Origin of the sequence: Rahnella sp. WP5 (genome assembly GCF_000745615.1) — a bacterium.
GTDB lineage: Bacteria > Pseudomonadota > Gammaproteobacteria > Enterobacterales > Enterobacteriaceae > Rahnella > Rahnella aceris.
On the sequence record NZ_KN050721.1, the window covers coordinates 181,774 to 201,293 of the forward strand.

Annotated in this window: 17 protein-coding genes; 6 read left to right on the forward strand and 11 right to left on the reverse strand. The window is 50.2% G+C overall.

The features are described 5' to 3' along the window. Window positions 1–210: 210 nt before the first annotated feature. Window positions 211–1,659: a tRNA uracil 4-sulfurtransferase ThiI gene (gene thiI, locus EX31_RS22170; RefSeq protein ID WP_037036809.1), complete on the forward strand. Its 1,449-nt coding sequence runs from the start codon at window positions 211–213 to the stop codon at window positions 1,657–1,659. A gap of 66 nt (window positions 1,660–1,725) precedes the next feature. Here the strand turns inward: thiI and yajL are convergent, their stop codons facing one another. Together yajL and panE are read right to left on the reverse strand one after the other, a co-directional pair. Beyond that, window positions 1,726–2,334, reverse strand: coding sequence for a protein deglycase YajL (gene yajL, locus EX31_RS22175; RefSeq protein WP_013576655.1), 609 nt, complete (start codon window positions 2,332–2,334; stop codon window positions 1,726–1,728). Continuing rightward, the gene (gene panE / locus EX31_RS22180) at window positions 2,297–3,208 is read right to left on the reverse strand and encodes a 2-dehydropantoate 2-reductase (RefSeq protein ID WP_037036811.1); all 912 of its coding nucleotides are present in this window, start codon (window positions 3,206–3,208) and stop codon (window positions 2,297–2,299) included. Before panE ends, yajL begins: the two co-directional genes overlap by 38 nt. Before the next feature lie 240 nt (window positions 3,209–3,448). Between panE and EX31_RS22185 the strand changes: the two genes are divergently transcribed. Next, on the forward strand, window positions 3,449–3,940 hold the full coding sequence (locus EX31_RS22185; protein WP_013576652.1) for a YajQ family cyclic di-GMP-binding protein: 492 nt from the start codon (window positions 3,449–3,451) through the stop codon (window positions 3,938–3,940). A gap of 58 nt (window positions 3,941–3,998) precedes the next feature. On the opposite strand, the gene EX31_RS22190 is transcribed toward EX31_RS22185, so the two are convergent. The 9 genes from EX31_RS22190 to EX31_RS22230 all read right to left on the reverse strand — a co-directional run bounded on the left by EX31_RS22190 (window position 3,999) and on the right by EX31_RS22230 (window position 14,436). Then, a complete protein-coding gene (locus EX31_RS22190; protein WP_037036812.1) occupies window positions 3,999–5,297 on the reverse strand; it encodes a Gfo/Idh/MocA family protein in 1,299 nt (432 codons plus the stop codon). A 169-nt stretch (window positions 5,298–5,466) separates the two neighbouring features. Further along, window positions 5,467–6,831 carry an MFS transporter gene (locus EX31_RS22195; RefSeq protein ID WP_013576650.1) on the reverse strand — a complete coding sequence of 455 codons (1,365 nt, stop codon included), beginning with the start codon at window positions 6,829–6,831 and terminating at the stop codon, window positions 5,467–5,469. Window positions 6,832–7,003: 172 nt separating this feature from the next. Then, on the reverse strand, window positions 7,004–7,888 hold the full coding sequence (gene cyoE, locus EX31_RS22200) for a heme o synthase (RefSeq protein ID WP_013576649.1): 885 nt from the start codon (window positions 7,886–7,888) through the stop codon (window positions 7,004–7,006). Between the two features lie 18 nt (window positions 7,889–7,906). After that, window positions 7,907–8,239, reverse strand: a complete 333-nt coding sequence (locus tag EX31_RS22205) for a cytochrome o ubiquinol oxidase subunit IV (protein WP_013576648.1) — start codon at window positions 8,237–8,239, stop codon at window positions 7,907–7,909. Beyond that, the gene (locus EX31_RS22210; protein WP_013576647.1) at window positions 8,239–8,853 is read right to left on the reverse strand and encodes a cytochrome o ubiquinol oxidase subunit III; all 615 of its coding nucleotides are present in this window, start codon (window positions 8,851–8,853) and stop codon (window positions 8,239–8,241) included. The genes EX31_RS22205 and EX31_RS22210 overlap by 1 nt, the downstream gene beginning before the upstream one ends. Beyond that, window positions 8,843–10,834: a cytochrome o ubiquinol oxidase subunit I gene (gene cyoB, locus EX31_RS22215; RefSeq protein ID WP_013576646.1), complete on the reverse strand. Its 1,992-nt coding sequence runs from the start codon at window positions 10,832–10,834 to the stop codon at window positions 8,843–8,845. Before cyoB ends, EX31_RS22210 begins: the two co-directional genes overlap by 11 nt. Before the next feature lie 3 nt (window positions 10,835–10,837). Then, entirely contained in the window at window positions 10,838–11,797 is a 960-nt protein-coding gene (gene cyoA / locus EX31_RS22220; protein WP_013576645.1) for a cytochrome o ubiquinol oxidase subunit II, read from the reverse strand. Between the two features lie 433 nt (window positions 11,798–12,230). Beyond that, on the reverse strand, window positions 12,231–13,709 hold the full coding sequence (gene ampG, locus EX31_RS22225) for a muropeptide MFS transporter AmpG (protein ID WP_037036815.1): 1,479 nt from the start codon (window positions 13,707–13,709) through the stop codon (window positions 12,231–12,233). Between the two features lie 148 nt (window positions 13,710–13,857). Next, the gene (locus tag EX31_RS22230) at window positions 13,858–14,436 is read right to left on the reverse strand and encodes a lipoprotein (protein ID WP_013576643.1); all 579 of its coding nucleotides are present in this window, start codon (window positions 14,434–14,436) and stop codon (window positions 13,858–13,860) included. Between the two features lie 328 nt (window positions 14,437–14,764). On the opposite strand from EX31_RS22230, the gene bolA reads away from it, so the two are divergent. From bolA to clpX, 4 genes are all read left to right on the forward strand, one after another. Beyond that, window positions 14,765–15,079, forward strand: coding sequence for a transcriptional regulator BolA (gene bolA, locus EX31_RS22235; protein WP_013576642.1), 315 nt, complete (start codon window positions 14,765–14,767; stop codon window positions 15,077–15,079). Window positions 15,080–15,510: 431 nt separating this feature from the next. Continuing rightward, window positions 15,511–16,815: a trigger factor gene (tig, locus tag EX31_RS22240; RefSeq protein WP_013576641.1), complete on the forward strand. Its 1,305-nt coding sequence runs from the start codon at window positions 15,511–15,513 to the stop codon at window positions 16,813–16,815. A 413-nt stretch (window positions 16,816–17,228) separates the two neighbouring features. Continuing rightward, window positions 17,229–17,852, forward strand: a complete 624-nt coding sequence (gene clpP / locus EX31_RS22245) for an ATP-dependent Clp endopeptidase proteolytic subunit ClpP (protein ID WP_013576640.1) — start codon at window positions 17,229–17,231, stop codon at window positions 17,850–17,852. Between the two features lie 205 nt (window positions 17,853–18,057). Then, window positions 18,058–19,332, forward strand: a complete 1,275-nt coding sequence (clpX, locus tag EX31_RS22250) for an ATP-dependent protease ATP-binding subunit ClpX (RefSeq protein ID WP_013576639.1) — start codon at window positions 18,058–18,060, stop codon at window positions 19,330–19,332. Window positions 19,333–19,520: the final 188 nt, after the last annotated feature.

Genomic DNA, 19,520 nt, shown 5'->3' on the forward strand with positions numbered 1-19,520 from the left:
AGCCTCAAGAGACATTCCTGTCCAGCATGACATCTGCTGCAGGGTTTTGTGCACAGAGTACCCATTTTAAGTGATATACTCTGCGCCGCAGATATTATTGCTAAGCCCAATGTGACACAAAATGAACATTTGGCTTAGCAATAATAGGATCCTAGATCCTTATTCAGCGACTTACTACCCCGTTTTTTCACCTGCTAACAAAAGACTGCCATGAAGTTTATCATTAAATTGTTCCCTGAAATCACCATCAAGAGCCAATCTGTGCGTTTGCGCTTCATTAAGATCCTCTCTAGCAGCATTCGCAATATCGTGCGACCGCATGATGAGACGCTGGCGGTGGTCCGCCACTGGGATCATATCGAAGTTCGCAGTAAAGACGAAAGCAAACACGACCTGATTCAGGAATTGCTCTGCCGCATTCCAGGTATCCGTTATGTTGAAGAAGTTGAAGACCGTCCTTACACCGATGTCCACAACATCTTCGAGCAAGCGCTGGAAGCTTACCGTGATGAAGTGGCAGGCAAAACGTTCTGTGTGCGTGTTAAACGTCGTGGTAAACATGATTTTACGTCTACCGAGGTAGAACGCTATGTCGGCGGTGGCCTGAATCAGCACATTGAATCAGCGAAGGTCAGCCTGAAAGATCCGCAAGTCACGGTGAAACTGGAAATTAACGACGATAAGCTGGTGCTGGTGAAAAGCCGCCTTGAGGGTCAGGGCGGTTACCCGATTGGCACGCAGGAAGATGTGCTGTCACTGATTTCTGGTGGTTTCGACTCCGGTGTATCCAGTTATATGCTGATGCGTCGCGGCTGTCGTGTGCATTATTGCTTCTTTAATCTCGGCGGCGCAGCGCATGAAATCGGTGTGAAACAGGTGGCGCATTATCTGTGGAACCGTTTCGGCAGCTCGCACCGGGTGCGTTTTATCGCGGTTGATTTCGAACCGGTCGTCGGTGAAATCCTCGAAAAAGTTGAAGACGGTCAGATGGGCGTTGTCCTGAAACGTATGATGGTGCGTGCGGCGTCTTCCATTGCTGAGCGCTATGGCGTGCAGGCACTGGTCACCGGTGAAGCGCTGGGGCAGGTTTCCAGCCAGACGCTGACCAATTTGCGTTTAATCGACAATGTTTCTGACACGCTTATTTTGCGTCCGCTGATTTCTCACGATAAAGAGCACATCATCAAGATTGCCCGTGAAATCGGTACGGAAGATTTTGCGAAAACCATGCCGGAATACTGCGGTGTGATTTCGAAAAGCCCGACGGTGAAAGCGGTGAAAGCAAAAATCGAAGCCGAAGAAGCGATGTTCGATTTTGAGGTGCTGGATAAAGTGGTCAGCGAAGCGCGGAATGTCGATATTCGCGAAATTGCTACACAGGCGGCGGAAGTGGTACCGGAAGTGGAAACTGTGGCTGAGTTCGTGTCAACAGACGTCGTTCTGGATGTCCGGGCACCGGATGAAGTGGAAGCGCAGCCGCTGGCACTGGAAAACGTTGAAGTGAAGCCGCTGGCGTTCTACAAACTGGCCACTCAATTTGGCGATCTGGATCAGAACAAAACCTATCTGTTGTATTGCGACCGTGGCGTGATGAGCCGTTTACAGGCGCTGTATCTGAAAGAACAGGGCTTTAACAACGTGAAAGTCTATCGTCCGTAAACGATATTCCGGATGTAAAAAAGGGGTTCAGCATCGCTGAGCCCCTTTTTACTGGCGGTAATCGGATCACGACTCCCGGGCACCTTCATCGGTGTAGTTATAAATGCCCGGTGCCAGAACCAGTTGCGCGGCAATTTCCGCTGCTTTGGCTTTGCCCAGCAACAGATCGATAATTTTCAGGGCAAATTCCATTGACGTGCCCGGCCCCTGACTGGTCAGAAGATTAACGCGGGGATCGAAAATCACCCGACGATCGGACCATTTATTCGGGTCGATCTTATCCTTTAGGCCCGGAAAACCAGTCATATTCCCGACCGGGAATAAATCGTGATACTCCAGCACCAGCGCAGGTGCGGCGCAGATAGCCGCAACAATTTTACCGCTGACATGCATCTGGCGCACTTTCTCTACCAGCAGCGGGCTTTCGCTGAAACAGGTTGCGCCACCGAGGCCACCGGGCAGAACGATCACGTCATGCTCATCATCTGCAACATCTACCAGTGCGACATCGGCCAGAATACGCACGCCGCGCGAGCAGCGGATTTCCAGGTTGCCATCGCCTGCGACACTGGCTGTCGTGACGTTAATGCCCGCCCGTACCAGCAAGTCAATTGCGGTAACGGCTTCTATTTCTTCGCTACCAGGTGCCAGGCAGACCAGAACTGACGCGCTCATAATCGTTTTCCTTTCTCTTAATCTGTTCAAATAAGCGGTTATTAACCGGCAGGGTCAGGCCGAACTTACGCCCGCGGCGCAGGACATAGCCGGTGATATAATCAATTTCGGTATGACGTTGATTGCGAATATCCTGCAGCATCGACGAATGGTTAGCGGAGGTGGATTCAATCACCTGATAGACGAAGCTGAGCAAAGATTCTCTGTGAATTTCGACGCCTTCAATCGCCATCACCTGCGCGACCTCCTGACTGATTTGCTCAATCTGATCGGCATACGCCAGCAGGTCGCCGTTGGTGCAATCATACAAAGCTGTCAGCGGATTAATCACGCAGTTCACCGCCAGCTTATTCCACAGCGACGGCTTGATGTTGTCATGCCAGGCCACGTCCGGTAAGGCATTATGCAGCGTATCCGCCAGTGAACTCAGCGCCGCACCGCGCGGAGTCACCGGGCCGATATGCGTCGCTCCGGCAGCCACATGGACAATTGCGTTGCCTTCATGACGCGCCGCATGGGTCGTTGCGCCCTGCAAAATCGCCAGACGGTTAGGGGGTAATTCATCAACAGTGCCCATGCCATTATGCAGCAGTAATATCGCGCAATTATCATTAAGCATCGGCATCAGCGTGCTTATTGCGCCGGAAACCTGCCACGCTTTCAGCGTGACCAGCAGTAATTCACTTTGTGCCAGATGTTCCGGGTCGTTAGTAGGCATATTGCGATTAAAAGCAATGCCTTCCGGCGAAATAACGTTAACGGCACAAAATGGCTGCGCAATGCGGATCCAGCCCTGAACGTCGTGACCTTGCTGATAAAGGGCCGAAAGCCAAAGTTGTCCCAGCGCACCGCAACCCAATACTGTTATTTTCATTGTGCCTCCCGGGAATTGTGGCGAAACAGGGCCATGAAATAGTTTGTTGAAAGAATATTCTGCTGTCCGGTTATCTTATTAGTATAGACATTTGTGCTGTAGATCACATTTTCACCTGCACTTTTTGACCCTCTGAGCATTTTATGTCCGGTACTTTGCTGTCGTTTGGCATCGGGGGTTGAAGGCGGTATTATGCACGCCATATAACGTGCAACACAAAAACTACAGGGAGAAGCGATTATGCCGTCTTTTGACATTGTTTCCGAAATCGACATGCAGGAAGTGCGCAATGCCGTGGAAAATGCCAGCCGTGAACTGCAAACCCGCTGGGATTTCCGCAACATTCCTGCCAGCTTCGATCTCAATGAAAAAAACGAGAGTATCAAAGTGGCCAGCGAATCAGATTTTCAGGTAAATCAGCTGGTCGATATTCTGCGTGAGAAGTTAGCCAAACGTGGCATTGAAGGCGGGGCGCTGGAAATTCCTGAGCAGATGGAGCACAGCGGTAAAACCTACAGCGTTGATGCCAAACTGCATTCCGGCATTGAATCCGCGCTGGCGAAGAAAATCGTCAAGCTGATCAAAGACAGTAAAATTAAAGTGCAGGCACAGGTTCAGGGCGACGAAGTCCGTGTTACCGGCAAAGCGCGTGATGATTTGCAGGCCGTAATGGCATTGATCCGCAACGGTGATCTGGGACAGCCGTTCCAGTTTAAGAATTTCCGCGACTGATAGCCTTCGTACTACGGTTATTTTAAAGGGACGCATTGCGTCCCTTTTTTTATGGCGATTACTTCCGCTGGCACAGTCTTTTCACCAGTTCGAAGTCTTTAAAGTAAATCGGTTTGTCGTACTGCATCGAGAGATTTCCGGCAATTCCTGTCAGGATCGACATCGCGCCGGCGCGGTGATCGGCGGCGCGTTTTAACGGGTCGTCTTTGCGCTCGCCGAACAGGTCTTCCAGCATGGCATTATCACCGCCGCCATGGCCGCCTTCTCCCATCTGGAACTCCGCCTTCCAGGGTTCGGCAAATAACGGATAAACAGTAATTTCTGCTTTCTCAATGCTGCCTTCGTTTTCGCGTTTTCCGCCTGCGTTGACGTACGACATCTCGACGATTTTCATTTCAATGCGGCCTTTGGTGCCGTTGAACACCACGTTCAAACCCTCCCACGGCAGATACGCATTGAGCGAATAGGTTAGCTGTACTTTGTTTTGATATTTCACCAGCACCGACAACGTATCTTCAATGCTGATGCCGTCACTGAAGACACTCTGGTCACGGAAATAGTTATCTTCATGTTCCGCATCCAGATACAGCGCTTTGAGCTGGGTGTTATCGCCCATATGCAGTGCAAACGGATCATTCTGTGCCTGCGGATAGCCATGTGTACGCGGATAAAACTCTGTCACGCCACGCTTTTCTGCATTCTCTTTACCGTAAAAACGCAGGTCGCCCTGCGCATAAACTTTCTCCGGCGTGCTGTTGAGCCAGAAGTTCATCAGGTCAAAATGGTGGGTCGATTTGTGCACCAGCAGGCCGCCGGAATTGCGTTTTTCACGGTGCCAGCGACGAAAATAATCTGCCCCGTGTTCGGTATTCAGCAGCCATTCAAAGTGCACCGAAAGTACTTCGCCAATGGTTTCCTGCATCAGCAGTTCACGCATTTTGCTGTGATGTGGCGCGTAGCGGTAATTGAACGCCACACGCACCTGATAGCCAGTTGCATCGACGGCATCCAGAATGCGCAGCGCGCGTTGTTCATCAATGGTCATCGGCTTTTCAGTAATGACGTCACAACCGGCATGCAGGGCGCGGACGATATAATCGTCATGTGTGCGATCCATGCTGGTGACAATCACGATATCCGGTTTGGTTTCGTCGAGCATCGTATTGAAATCAGCAGATTTCCAGGTAGATACCCGTGCGATGCCGCTCTGCTCAAGCTGGCGGTTCGCATAATCCATTCGCGTCTGATTTGTATCACAGAAGGCCACAAATTTTGCGTTGTGGCGGTATTTACCGGTGATCGCTTCAATGTATAAACCTGAGCGTCCGCCGGTGCCAACGAGAGCATATGTTTTCATGAGATCCTCAAAAGGCCCGAGAGCCGTCATCACTGACAAAATTTTGTTAAGGAATTCTTGAGGATAACGATTGAGGGAATTTTTTAAGTGAAGGGTGTCACGCAGTGGGGATAAAAATGAAACGCTGTGCCAGTTTCCAGACACAGCTGATTACTTATGTCAGAAGGCGTCAGGCAGCGCTGACCAGTTGTTCGAGCGCTTTACGGTTGGTCTGTTTGGTGTCGACTTTTACGTAGGCGCTGAATTCTTCCGGAACGACAACGGCTTCGGCCACGCCCGGTTGTGCGAGGATCCGTGCCTGCAGGGCGGAATCTTTCACCGCCAGTTCAGACAGCGTAATACGCAGGCTGCTGACATACGGGGGTTCGGTCATGGTAGAACTGACCAGCAACCAGACGACGGCAATGGCCGCACAAACCAGGAATACGGCACCGGCCCCGACGTGTCCGTAAACATAACCGCCTAAGCTGCCGCCAATCGCCACACCGATGAACTGGCTGGTGGAATAAAGCCCCATCGCCGTGCCTTTGTAGCCCGCGGGTGATTCTTTACTGATAAGCGAAGGCAGAATCGCTTCCATCACGTTGAAAGCCAGGAAGAACAGTTGGATACCGGCGATGACCGCCCATAAATGTAGCCCCGCGGCCCACAGTACGATTTCAGCCAGCAGCAACACAACCACGCAACCCATGAACACCTGTTTCATGTGGCGTTTTTTCTCAGCGTAGACAATCACCGGAATGACAGCGACGAAAGACGTCAGCATGGTGATCAGATACACCCGCCAGTGTTCACTCGGCGGGAAGCCCGCATGTTCCATCACTTGCGGCAACACCACGAAGCTCGACATCAGTAACACGTGAAGACACAGAATACCGAAGTTCAGTTTCAGCAGTTTGGCGTTGCCCATCACTTTGCCGAAGCTGCCTTTTACCATGCTCGATTCGCGATTAAGAATGTGCGTAGCAGGGGAGGGCACCACGGCCACGGTAATGATGATGCCGAGAACGGTCAATACTGCGATCGCCCAGAACAGGGCGTGTAAACCCCAGGCGTGGGTGATGATCGGGCCGAGCACCATAGCAATTGCAAAGGTAATACCAAAACTGATGCCGATAAACGCCATCGCTTTAGTGCGGTTTTGCTCACGGGTCAGGTCAGACAGCAGGGCCATCACGGCGGCAGCAATCGCGCCAGAGCCTTGCAGGGCACGACCAATGATCACGCCCCAGATAGATTCGGTGGAAGCAGCCACAATGCTGCCGATGCAGAAGATGACCAGACCAAAGACGATCAGTGGCTTGCGGCCAACGCGGTCAGAAAGCAGTCCGAATGGGATCTGGAAAACAGCCTGTGCCAGGCCGTAAATGCCGATGGCGATGCCGATCAGTGTTTCGCTGGCGCCGGATAATTTCATGCCGTAGGTGGTCAGCACCGGCAGAACCATGAACATGCCGAGCATGCGCAAAGAAAATACTGTCCCTAGTCCCCATGTAGCCCGACTTTCCTGCGGGGTCATCTGGTTATCGTTCACATTACTACCTCAAAATAACAATCCGACATTTTAATGATTAAGCCGGCCTGGGTAAAACGATGGATCTTTAGCAGATATTACGGTGTTTGCCTGTCAGACTGAGAAAAAGAAAAGGCCAGTATTGCTACTGGCCTTTAGCTGTGATTTCAGCGGGTTACACTGAAGGTGCGTGTTACCAAACGTAGGTCAGCAAGGATGTCGGTGCAGAATTAAAATCCACGGACATCATGAAGCTCAGCGACATGATGGTGATGATGGAGAAACCAAACAGTTTTCTCGCCCACACCACGTCATTTTCCGTTTTATACCCCTTCAGTGCCATGCCCAGCCACCAGATACTGACAGCGGCGGCGACAATCAGGTATTTATAACCTGCATAACCGCTCAGGGTCAGCATCAGCGTCGCAATCATAAACGCCAGAATGTAGACGATAATATGATGCTTGGCGACGGAGATGCCTTTCACTACTGGCAGAACCGGGATACCTGCTGCCTGATAATCTTTGAAGCGGAAGATGGCAATCGCGTACGAATGCGGCATCTGCCACAGGCTGAAAATCAGAAGCAAGATCAGTGCACCGGTATCAAACTGGCCAGAAACGGCACAGTAACCGATAACCGGTGGCGCTGCGCCAGACAAGCTGCCGATCAGCGTGCCGTATACCGAGTTGCGTTTCATGTACAGGCTGTAAACGCCGACATAAACCACAAAGCCCATCACTGCCAGCCACATGGCCAGCGGATTTGCTCCGATATACAACAACGCAAAGCCCGCAATACCCAGAATGGTCGCGTAAACCAGGCTTGTTTTCGGCGGAATAAGCCCTTTCACCAGGACCCGGTTCTTCGTTCTTTCCATGATCCGGTCGATGTCGCGGTCGATAAAGTTGTTAAAGACACAACCCGATGCGACAACCAGCGAAACACCCACCAGTGTGGCGAGAAAGAGTGGGAAGTCGATGCTGCCTTTGGCAGCAAGGAGAAATCCCCCGATGACAGAAATTAAGTTGCCGAAAATAATTCCTGGTTTCGTTACTTGCAGGTATTGCTTAATCATCACGTGCAGCTCGGCTCTTTAACTGACCATCATATTGAGGTTGAGGTTATACATAATCCACAATGAGCCCACAACGACGATAAAGATAATCACAGCGGTGAACAGAAGTGCCACCAGGTTCCAGCGCTCTTCCGACGACGTATTCATGTGCAGGAAGAACACCAGATGGACAACAATCTGGATGATTGCAGAAGCAACCACGGTACCCAGAATCAGTGAATGTGACGCCGTGTCGGTCATGACCATGGCAAACGGGATCACCGTCAGGATAACCGACAAGATGAAGCCAATAGCGTATGACTTCAGGCTGCCGTGGCTTGCGCCACCATGGGAAGTAGCAGAATGACTCATTACATTGCTCCCATCAGATAAACAACGGTAAACACGCAGATCCACACCACGTCCAGGAAGTGCCAGAACAGGCTCAGACACATCAGACGGGTTTTGTTGACTTCAGTCAGACCGCGACGTGAAACCTGAACCATCATGGTCAGGATCCAAATCAGACCACAGGTCACGTGCAGACCGTGGGTGGCGACCAGCGCAAAGAAGCCAGACAGGAAACCACTGCGCTGCGGACCATAGCCTTCAGCAATCAGGTGATGGAATTCATAGAGTTCCATCCCGATGAAGCCTAAACCGAACAGGAAAGTCAGGAACAACCAGCCGTTAACCGCTGCTTTGTTACCTTTGTTCATGCCCAGCATCGCAAAGCCGTAAGTGATACTACTGAACAACAGGCAGAAGGTTTCTACCAGTACGAACGGCAGTTCAAAAATGTCTTTACCAGAGGGACCGCCAGCGGTCCCGTTTACCAGTACTGCATAAGTTGCGAACAGGCTCGCAAACAATATGCAGTCACTCATCAGGTAGATCCAGAAGCCGAAGACTTTGGTTGCACCTGCATCGTGGTGCCCATGCTCAGCATGGGCCTCATCGTGGTGAGTCAGAGTATCAGTTGCCATGTTTCACACCTGCTTTACGGATTTGTTCATAATGTTGGTTTTCAATACGTTCCACTTCTTCAACTGGCACGTAGTAATCAACATCTTCGTCGAAGCTTTTCGCAATCCAGGTCGCAGCCAGTGCAATGAAGCTCACCGCGGCCAGCCACCAGATATCCCAGATTAACGCGAAACCACAAACCAGACTCAGCATAGCGATGATGAAACCGGCGCCGCTGTTACGTGGCATATGAATCGGTTCATATTTAGCAGGCTGCTTGTAAGCGGTGCCTTTCTCTTTCATGTCCCAGAACTCATCACGGTCGTGAATTTGCGGCACGATAGCGAAGTTGTAGAACGGAGGAGGAGAAGAGGTTGACCACTCCAGAGTACGTGCGCCCCATGGATCACCGGTCAGATCACGGTTCTGGTCGCGGTCGCGAACGGAAACGAAGATCATGATCAGCTGGCAGAGGATACCGCAGGCAATCAGTGCAGCACCGCACGCTGCAACAACCAGCAGCGGGTGGAACTCAGGATCGATGTTCTGGCTGACACGACGGGTCATACCCATGAAGCCAAGGACGTACAGTGGCATGAACGCAACGAAGAAGCCGATGATCCAGAACCAGAATGAACGCACACCCCATTTTTCGTTCAGCGTGAAGCCGAAGGATTTAGGGAACCAGTAAGTCAGACCTGCGAAGCAACCGAAGACCACACCACCGATAATAACGTTATGGAAGTGGGCAATCAGGAACAGGCTGTTGTGCAGCACGAAGTCAGCACCCGGAACCGCCAGCAGAACACCGGTCATACCACCCACAGAGAAGGTGATGATGAAGCCAACAGTCCACAGCATCGCGGCGTTGAGCGTGATACGGCCCTGATACATGGTGAACAGCCAGTTGAAGATTTTTACCCCGGTCGGGATAGAAATGATCATCGTCATGATGCCGAAGAAGGCATTGACGTTGGCGCCAGAACCCATGGTGAAGAAGTGGTGCAACCAAACGATGAACGACAGCACCGTGATGGCGATGGTTGCCCATACCAGCGAGGTGTAACCGAACAGACGTTTTTTGGAGAAGGTTGCGGTAACTTCTGAGAACACACCGAATACTGGCAGAACCAAAATGTACACTTCCGGATGGCCCCAGGCCCAAATCAGGTTGATGTACATCATCATGTTGCCGCCCATATCATTCGTGAAGAAATGGGTGCCCAGATAACGGTCTAAAGTCAGCAGTGCAACAGTCACGGTCAGAATCGGGAAGGACACGATAATCAACACGTTGGTGCACAGTGCGGCCCAGGTAAATACCGGCATTTTCATCAGCGGCATACCGGGTGCGCGCATCTTCAGGATGGTCGCAAAGAAGTTAACACCGGTCAGCAAGGTCCCGACACCGGATATCTGGAGACTCCAGATCCAGTAATCTACCCCGACCCCCGGACTGTATTCCTTACCTGACAGTGGCGGATAAGCTAACCAGCCGGTCTGTGCGAACTCACCCACACCCAAAGAGATGTTGATCAGCACAACAGCCGCGGCGGTAAACCAGAAGCTCACGTTGTTCAGGAACGGGAACGCAACGTCGCGCGCACCGATTTGCAAAGGAACAACCACGTTCATCAGACCGATTACGAAAGGCATCGCCATGAAGAAGATCATGATCACGCCGTGCGCGGTAAAGATTTGGTCGTAGTGATGAGGAGGAAGGAAGCCCGGCTCGCCCGCAGAGGCAAGCACCTGCTGGCTACGCATCATGATGGCATCGGCAAAGCCACGCAGAAGCATGACGAAGGCCAGAATGATATACATGATACCTAATTTTTTGTGGTCGACGGAGGTCAGCCACTCGGTCCACAGATATTTCCACTTACCGAAATAGGTGATGCCGGCAACTACTGCCAGGCCACCGATAATAATCGCGGCAACTGTGACCATGATAATCGGTTCATGATACGGAACCGAATCAAGCGTTAATTTTCCGAACATCGTTTATTCCTCGGCTCCGGCTGCGTGAGACTGTCCACCCATATCCATGCCTTTCATGTCAGCGCCTGCCGGCATTGGCATGGTGTGACCTTCTGGCGCTGCCTTCATGTCATGCATGGAGTATTTGCCAATGATTTCTTTAAACAAACCAGGTTTTGCAACAGAGAAGTATTCGACCGGGTTGTCGATGCTCTGTGCAGCCAGTTTGTTGAAGTCATCAGTGGTAGCCAGCTGGTTCGGTGCACTTTTCACTTTTGCTACCCAGGTGTCGAAATCGGCACGGGTTGGAGTCGCAATTGTGTTGAACTTCATACCTGAGAAGCCGCGGCCGCTGAAGCTTGCTGAAATGCCTTTATACGTACCCGCTTCATTTGCAATCAAATGCAGCTGAGTTTGCATACCGGCCATCGCATAAATCTGCCCGCCTAACTGAGGAATGAAGAACGAGTTCATGACAGAGTCTGAAGTGACTTTGAACTGAACAGGTACATCTTTAGGAATAACCAGTTCGTTAACGGTCGCGATGCCTTGTTCTGGATAAATGAACAACCATTTCCAGTCCAGAGAAACGACTTCAACCGTCATCGGTTTTTGGTCAGTCACGATTGGCTTGAACGGATCAAGCGAGTGGGTGGTTTTCCAGGTAATCGTTGCCAGGATGGCAATGATAATAATTGGAACTGTCCAGACGACGGCTTCAATTTTGTTGGAGTGGGACCAATCAGGACTGTATTTTGCTTTTGTATTGGAAGCGCGATACTTCCAGGCAAAGGCAAACGCCATGATAATAACTGGTATAACAACGATCAGCATTAAACCGATAGCGGTTAAAATCAGCGTTCTCTGCTCAAGTCCAATTGCTCCCTTGGGATCCATCAATGCCGTATTGCAACCGCTCAACATTACCGCGGAGGCAAATAAGGACAACATCCCAATACTTTTATTGTATTTCTTAAGTCTCATCTAACGACCTCAATAACTAGGGCTCTATTGTCGCTTCAGGTGTGCGGGCATTTTACGGGAAGGTTGCAGGACTGTAAACACGCTTAAACAAGTGTCAAAGCGCTGTTGACACTTTATGTTAACGCAGTCACACATGTCACGGATCGTGACAATTTACAGTGGGCAACAATATGTTGCGTATGGATTTTTTTCTATAGTGATGAAAAACAAGGGGTGACAGATTTTGACATTATAATTGTCGTGCGATATCTCATCGATACGTTTAATTAATGTTAAATTAATGTATAAAGCAGGTGAAATAAAATGCATGAAAAGCCCGAAAGAAAAACTATCCCGGAAAATATTATTTTTTCTGAATTTAATTTATTGCGTCCTATTTATAGATCATTTGTTAAATGAAACGCGCCATTCATTTCGAATGAATGGCGGTAAATCAGGAACGTGCAGTACGGCGCAGAGATAAAAAATCGAGCAGACTGCCTAAAATAACGCCAGTCAGGCAAATAACTGCTCCCGTTTCTAACAAGGTTGTCGCCAGCCTTTGCCAGGATGCCCAGCCCATACTGTCGACAATCAGCGTGATCAGCCAGAGTATCAATAACAAGCTTCCCGTCAGCATGCAACGTAATGCCCAGCGATACGGGGCGGCAAAGTGAATGCGCGGCAGGAAACTGTCTGTATTTTGGGTGTATTCGAGGGTCTGCCGGCAAACTGCCAGCAGCAGTAAACCGGGCACCGCTGCCACAATCGAGAAAAGATAAAACCACGGCCAGCCATAAGCTTCAACGAACCATCCGGCAATTGGCCCGACATACACGCGGCCCACGGCAGACAATGCTGAAAGCAGCGCAAACTGGGTGGCAGAGAATGAGCGATTACACAGCGTCATCAGGAGTGCCACGAACGCTGCCGTCCCCATACCGCCACACAGGTTTTCAAAGAAAATCGCCGCGCCCATAGTGGTTAAATCTTTATCGGTGATGGCGAGGATCCAGTAACCGGCGTTAGAAACAGCCTGCAAAATCCCGAATAACATCAGGGCGCGGAACAAGCTCAGACGCTGCATTAACATTCCGCCAAACAATGCACCGATGATGGTTGCCATCAGCCCGAGCGTTTTATTTACCAGCCCGACCTCCCCCGCATCAAAACCGACGCCACGGATCAAAAATGTTGTACTCAGGCTTCCCGCAAACGCATCGCCCATCTTGTACATCACGATGAGCAGCAAAATCAGCCAGGCATTGTTGCGGCCAAAAAAGTCTTTCAGCGGTGCGACGACGGCCATCTCCATGGTACGCGGCGCTGGTTGGGTATTTTCAGGCTCCGGCGACAACAGGGTGGCGAGAACGCCGATGAGCATCATACCTGCCATCAGCCAGTACATATGCTGCCAGCCGAGATACCGATCAGCCAGCCATAATGCCAGTCCGCCGGAGACCAGCATTGCCAGGCGGTAACCCAGAACTGACACGGCGGCACCATTTCCGCGTTCTTCCGGTGGCAGTAAATCGGTTTTATACGCGTCGAAAACGATGTCCTGCGACGCCGAGGCGAATGCAATCAGTACGGCCAGCGCGGCGAGCCAGAATAAATCTTTTGAAGGGTCCATAAAACCCATCGCGAAAATCGCCACGACCAGCAACAACTGCGTCAGGATCAGCCATCCGCGTCTGCGCCCGAGAAAAGAAGGCGTGTAACGGTCCATCATCGGTGACCATAAGAACTTGAACACGTAGGCCTGACCTACCAGCGAAAAAATGCCGATGGTTTTCAGGTCAACATTTTCGACCGTCATCCACGCCTGCAACGTGCCGGACGTCAGCGCCAGGGGTAAACCGGAAGCGAAGCCCAGAAGCAGTAAAATGACCGTATTGCGTTGCGTGAAAATTTTAAAGTACTGACTGATCATGAAAATTGTGTTCCTGCGAACCGTTGAGAGAGTGGCGCATACGCATAATAAAGGAGGGGATGCATTTCAGGAAAGATAATCACTGGCCTTAAAAAGCATTCTGCCCGGACGAGCCGGGCAGAATTCATCACGCAAACTTCAGCTGAACTTAACGGGCATTCGCTTTGATGAAGTCACTGATGCTGGTGTCTGACGCCATGTCACTGATGACATCGCCCAGTGTGGTGTTAACTGCGTTGGTAATTTTTGCGTTAGTCGCAGACAGTGCACCCTGAACGTTATACGTCGAGCGGTAGTTTTTCACCTGCTTGCTGCCGTTCTTCGCCGTTGCGATGATGGAGATGTCGGCTTTAGTGGTGATGTTATAACGCAGGTTACCTTCCTGAACATCTGCATACAGGTTGTTCACTACAATTTGCAAATCAACCGCGCCGTCAGCCCCTACCATGTAACCTCTGGCGGTCATTTGTTTCTCCAGTGATTCCTGCAACAGGAAACGCAGATCGCGTGACGGTGTCAGGGAAATCAACTGCCCATCGCGGTTCACTTTTGCCAGTGCCTGATCCTGACGCTGGTCAGCACCGTTGATGCTGATAGTAATGCCCTGAAGCGTTGGATCTTGTGAAGGCAGAACAATTTTCGGTGAAACGTCCAGGGTGTTAGTGCTGGTGGCGCAACCGGCCAGCATGAACAGTGCCAGAACAGGGAAAATAATTTTCTTTAGCATGTGTATTTTCTCAATATTAATAAGGGAATAGTGCTCAAAAATTTGCCGACATCATAACATTGCCATTTGCCGGGGGAAGTCCCAACAATCCGGAAAAGCGTGTTTTTCGCGTTTTTTTTCAGCAAAGTCGCAGTAAAGCTGCGGGCTGCTGACGCCATCCGTAGCGAAGCGGCAGTTTCTTTGACAGACTGAGCGCCATTTTTATCAATCTGCAGCAGAAATTTATTGTTCTGGCGTGCATAGAATCTGGAAAGCCGCCTATCATTATAAAGAGATAGGTGTACCAGACAGGCGCAGTTCTCTGCTGATGCGGTGTAAGGAGATTGCTATGATTCGTGAGCAAATAGAAGCAAAATTAGTTGAAGCATTTGAACCTGCGTTTCTGGAAGTGACTGACGAAAGCTATCGTCATAATGTCCCGGCAGGCTCCGAGAGCCATTTTAAAGTGGTCATGGTGTCGGATAAGTTTATCGGGGAGCGTTTCCTGGCGCGTCATCGTGCCATCTATGGCAGATTAACGGAGGAGCTGGCAGGCAGCGTGCATGCGCTGGCTTTGCACACGTATACCCTGAAAGAATGGGAAGGCTTACAAGATACGGTGCCAGCTTCACCGCCGTGTCGCGGCGCGGGCACCATGGCCTGACAGTCGCGATCTGATTCACAAAAGGCATAAATATCGGCATTTGACGCGGTAACACTGGAACTTTCCTTGCCAGATGCGGTATTAGTAGATGCGAATTTCAAGAAACGGCCTGCGGGCCGTTTTTGTTTTTCTTCTGACGGACTGACGGCACGAGGTTTATACCTCTGAATGGCCGCATTTTTCGAAGGATCGAGTCCCGTGTGAGTTTCCTCCCGCGCAACAGAGACCGTCCTCGACTCAATGCGTATGCGCCGCTATAATGTCGCGTCTAATTTTTCCGGAATGGTTTCGGACGCTCTCGAATACAGGGCTACGTTCTGATACAGAACTGTCCCGGTTCTTAGAAGTCGTTTTCAAGGTAAGTTTGCGCTCATCTTGAGAACGACTTCTGGAGTTGACCGAGCACTGTGATTTTTTTTTGAGGTAACAAGATGCAAGTTTCTGTTGAAACCACTCAAGGCCTTGGGCGCCGCGTAACGATTACTGTTCCTGCTGAAAGCATTGAAAAAGCAGTGAGCAGTGAACTGATCAACGTCTCTAAAAAAGTACGTATTGACGGCTTCCGTAAAGGCAAAGTACCAAGCCACATCATTGAACAGCGTTACGGCGCGTCAGTACGTCAGGACGTACTGGGTGATCTGATGCAACGCAATTTCGTTGATGCGATCATCAAAGAAAAAATCAATCCAGCTGGCGCACCTAACTACATCCCGGGTGAGTACAAGCAGGGTGAAGACTTTAACTTCTCCGTAGAATTTGAAGTGTACCCGGAAGTTGAGCTGAAAGATCTGGAAAACATCGAAGTTGAAAAACCGGTTGTTGAAGTTAACGACGCTGATGTTGATACCATGCTGGAAACTCTGCGTAAGCAACAAGCGGACTGGAAAGAAACTGATGCTGCGGCCACTGCTGAAGACCGTGTGACTGTTGATTTCTCCGGTTCCATCGACGGTGAAGAATTCGAAGGCGGCAAAGCTTCTGATTTCGTACTGGCTATGGGCCAGGGCCGCATGATTCCAGGCTTCGAAGACGGTCTGGTGGGTCACAAAGCCGGTGAAGAATTCACAATCGACGTGAACTTCCCGGAAGATTACCATGCTGAAAACCTGAAAGGTAAAGCGGCTAAGTTCGCGATTACTTTGAAGAAAGTCGAAGAGCGTGAGTTGCCAGAACTGACCCCTGAATTCATCAAACGTTTCGGCGTGGCTGATGGTTCTGTTGAAGGTCTGCGTGCTGAAGTGCGTAAAAACATGGAACGCGAGCTGAAAGGTGCTGTTCGTAACCGCATCAAAACTCAGGCAATCGACGGTCTGGTCAGCGCTAACGAAATCGACGTGCCATCTGCACTGATCGACGGCGAAGTGGATGTTCTGCGTCGTCAGGCTGCACAACGTTTTGGCGGCAACGAAAAACAAGCGCTGGAACTGCCACGCGAATTGTTTGAAGAGCAAGCTAAACGTCGCGTCGTTGTTGGTTTGTTGCTGGGCGAGGTCATCAGCCAGCACGAACTGAAAGCTGATGAAGATCGCGTTAAAGCACTGATCGAAGAAATGGCTTCTGCGTACGAAGATCCACAGGAAGTTGTTGAGTTCTACAGCAAAAACAAAGAGCTGATGAACAACATGCGTAACGTCGCACTGGAAGAACAAGCGGTCGAAACTCTGTTGTCTAAAGCGAAAGTGACTGAAAAAGCCACTACCTTTACTGAACTGATGAACCAGACTCAACCTGCATAATTGTAATGCACGTTGCTGAACCTGTTTACAGGTTTGCTTCCAAAGCCCGCGGTTTTTACTGCGGGCTTTTTATTTCCTGAAAATCAGGTATTTTTGTTTTGGCTGTTGTTTTTGCACTATATTTATCAATATAAAGCACAGCCCACGTAGAAACTGTTGACTGACACCCTCAGGATGGCTTTTTACTGGCTCAGGGGGCACGCCAAAAAAGAAATATCACTGCAGGCTTGAAAAAGGGGGCAATTCCCCCAATTGATAAGAGCTAACCCAGGTAAATTTGTAGTTAAAATCTGACTGATAAACACCGTCAGGCGTGTAAATGGCGACTTGGCCGCTTGAGCATAGTCATGTGTGCCTATCTCAAGTAGAATCGATTTTAAATAGCGCCAAACAGAATCTATTAGGAGACGGTTATGTCATACAGTGGTGAAAGAGAGCAATTTGCACCAAACATGGCGTTGGTACCCATGGTGGTTGAGCAAACTTCACGGGGCGAGCGTTCATACGATATTTTCTCCCGTCTGCTTAAGGAACGTATCATCTTCCTGACCGGTCAGGTTGAAGACCATATGGCTAACCTGATTGTTGCCCAGATGCTGTTCCTGGAAGCAGAAAGTCCGGAAAAAGACATTTATTTGTATATCAACTCACCGGGCGGCGTGATCACTGCCGGTATGTCGATTTATGACACCATGCAGTTCATCAAACCGGATGTCAGCACGATTTGTATGGGACAAGCCTGTTCAATGGGCGCATTCCTGTTAACAGCCGGTGCCGAAGGCAAACGCTTCTGCCTGCCAAATTCCCGTGTGATGATCCACCAGCCACTGGGCGGTTTCCAGGGTCAGGCAACGGATATTGAGATCCACGCTAAAGAAATTCTGAAAGTGAAATCTCGTATGAATGAGCTGATGGCGAAACATACGGGCAAATCTCTTGAAGAAATAGAGCGTGACACTGAGCGTGACCGTTTCCTGTCCGCTGATGAGGCTGTACAGTACGGGTTAGTAGACTCCGTATTTACCCATCGCGCCTGACGGCTTATTTCTGCCGGGCTGATGGTCTATAGTTATACTCATACGGACGTCTCAAAGGCAGGACTTGAGTTACTGAAGTCCTGCAAGCAATGAGTCATAACAGGAATGAACAGACATCAGCCAATCATGCGGCTGTTGTGTAATATAGTCGTGTCGTGGTGTTATTGTTACGCTGCGGGACTGATACCAGAGAAGAGGTTTACTGATGACAGATAAGCGCAAAGACGGTTCAGGAAAGCTGCTGTACTGCTCTTTTTGCGGCAAAAGCCAGCATGAAGTTCGTAAGCTGATTGCCGGGCCGTCAGTGTATATCTGCGATGAATGTGTCGATTTATGTAATGACATTATTCGCGAAGAGATCAAAGAAGTCGCGCCACACCGTGAACGCAGTGCATTACCGACGCCGCATGAAATCCGTCAGCACCTTGACGATTATGTTATCGGCCAGGAACCTGCAAAAAAAGTGCTGGCAGTGGCGGTCTACAACCACTATAAGCGCCTGCGTAATGGCGATACCAGCAACGGTATCGAATTAGGCAAGAGTAACATCCTGCTGATCGGGCCGACCGGTAGCGGCAAAACGCTGCTGGCTGAAACCCTGGCGCGTTTCCTGGATGTGCCATTTACCATGGCCGATGCCACCACGCTGACCGAAGCCGGTTATGTGGGTGAGGACGTCGAAAATATCATTCAGAAACTGCTGCAAAAATGTGACTACGACGTACAGAAAGCGCAACGCGGCATTGTTTACATTGATGAAATTGACAAGATTTCCCGCAAGTCTGACAACCCATCGATCACGCGTGATGTGTCCGGTGAAGGTGTACAGCAGGCACTGCTGAAACTTATTGAAGGCACCGTGGCTGCTGTTCCACCGCAAGGCGGACGTAAGCATCCGCAGCAGGAATTTTTGCAGGTTGATACTTCGAAAATCCTGTTTATCTGTGGCGGTGCTTTTGCCGGCCTGGATAAAGTGATTGGACAGCGTATCAATACGAATACCGGTATCGGTTTCGGCGCTGAAGTGAAAGGCAAAGAGCAGAAAGCGACTGAAGGTCAGTTACTGGCTCAGGCTGAACCCGAAGATTTGATTAAATTTGGTCTGATCCCTGAGTTCATAGGTCGTCTGCCAGTGGTGGCGACTCTGAGTGAGCTCAATGAAGAAGCCCTGATTCAAATCCTGAAAGAGCCGAAAAATGCCCTGACTAAGCAATATCAGGCATTGTTTAATCTCGAAGGCGTTGAACTGGAATTCCGGGATGAAGCGCTGACGGCCATTGCCAAAAAAGCCATGATCCGTAAAACCGGTGCGCGTGGCCTGCGTTCCATTGTGGAAGCGGCATTGCTGGATACCATGTATGATCTGCCGTCTCTCGAAGATGTCGAGAAAGTGGTTATTGATGAATCCGTGATTGCGGGTCAGTCAGAGCCTCTGATGATTTATGGCAAGCCGGAAGCACAACAAGCATCTGGCGAATAATTAGCCAATCTATCCAGAGAGTTAGCCACGAAATGGGGGATTTTGTCCCCCATTTTTTTTTCGCACATTCTTATCGTTGAATGTCGGACATTCATCCCCATATACTCAGTTAACGACTTGCTGAAACCCGTCTGACTCGTGTTTCACGAGATTTCCTTAACCTGGCGGAAGCTAAACTAAGAGAGAGC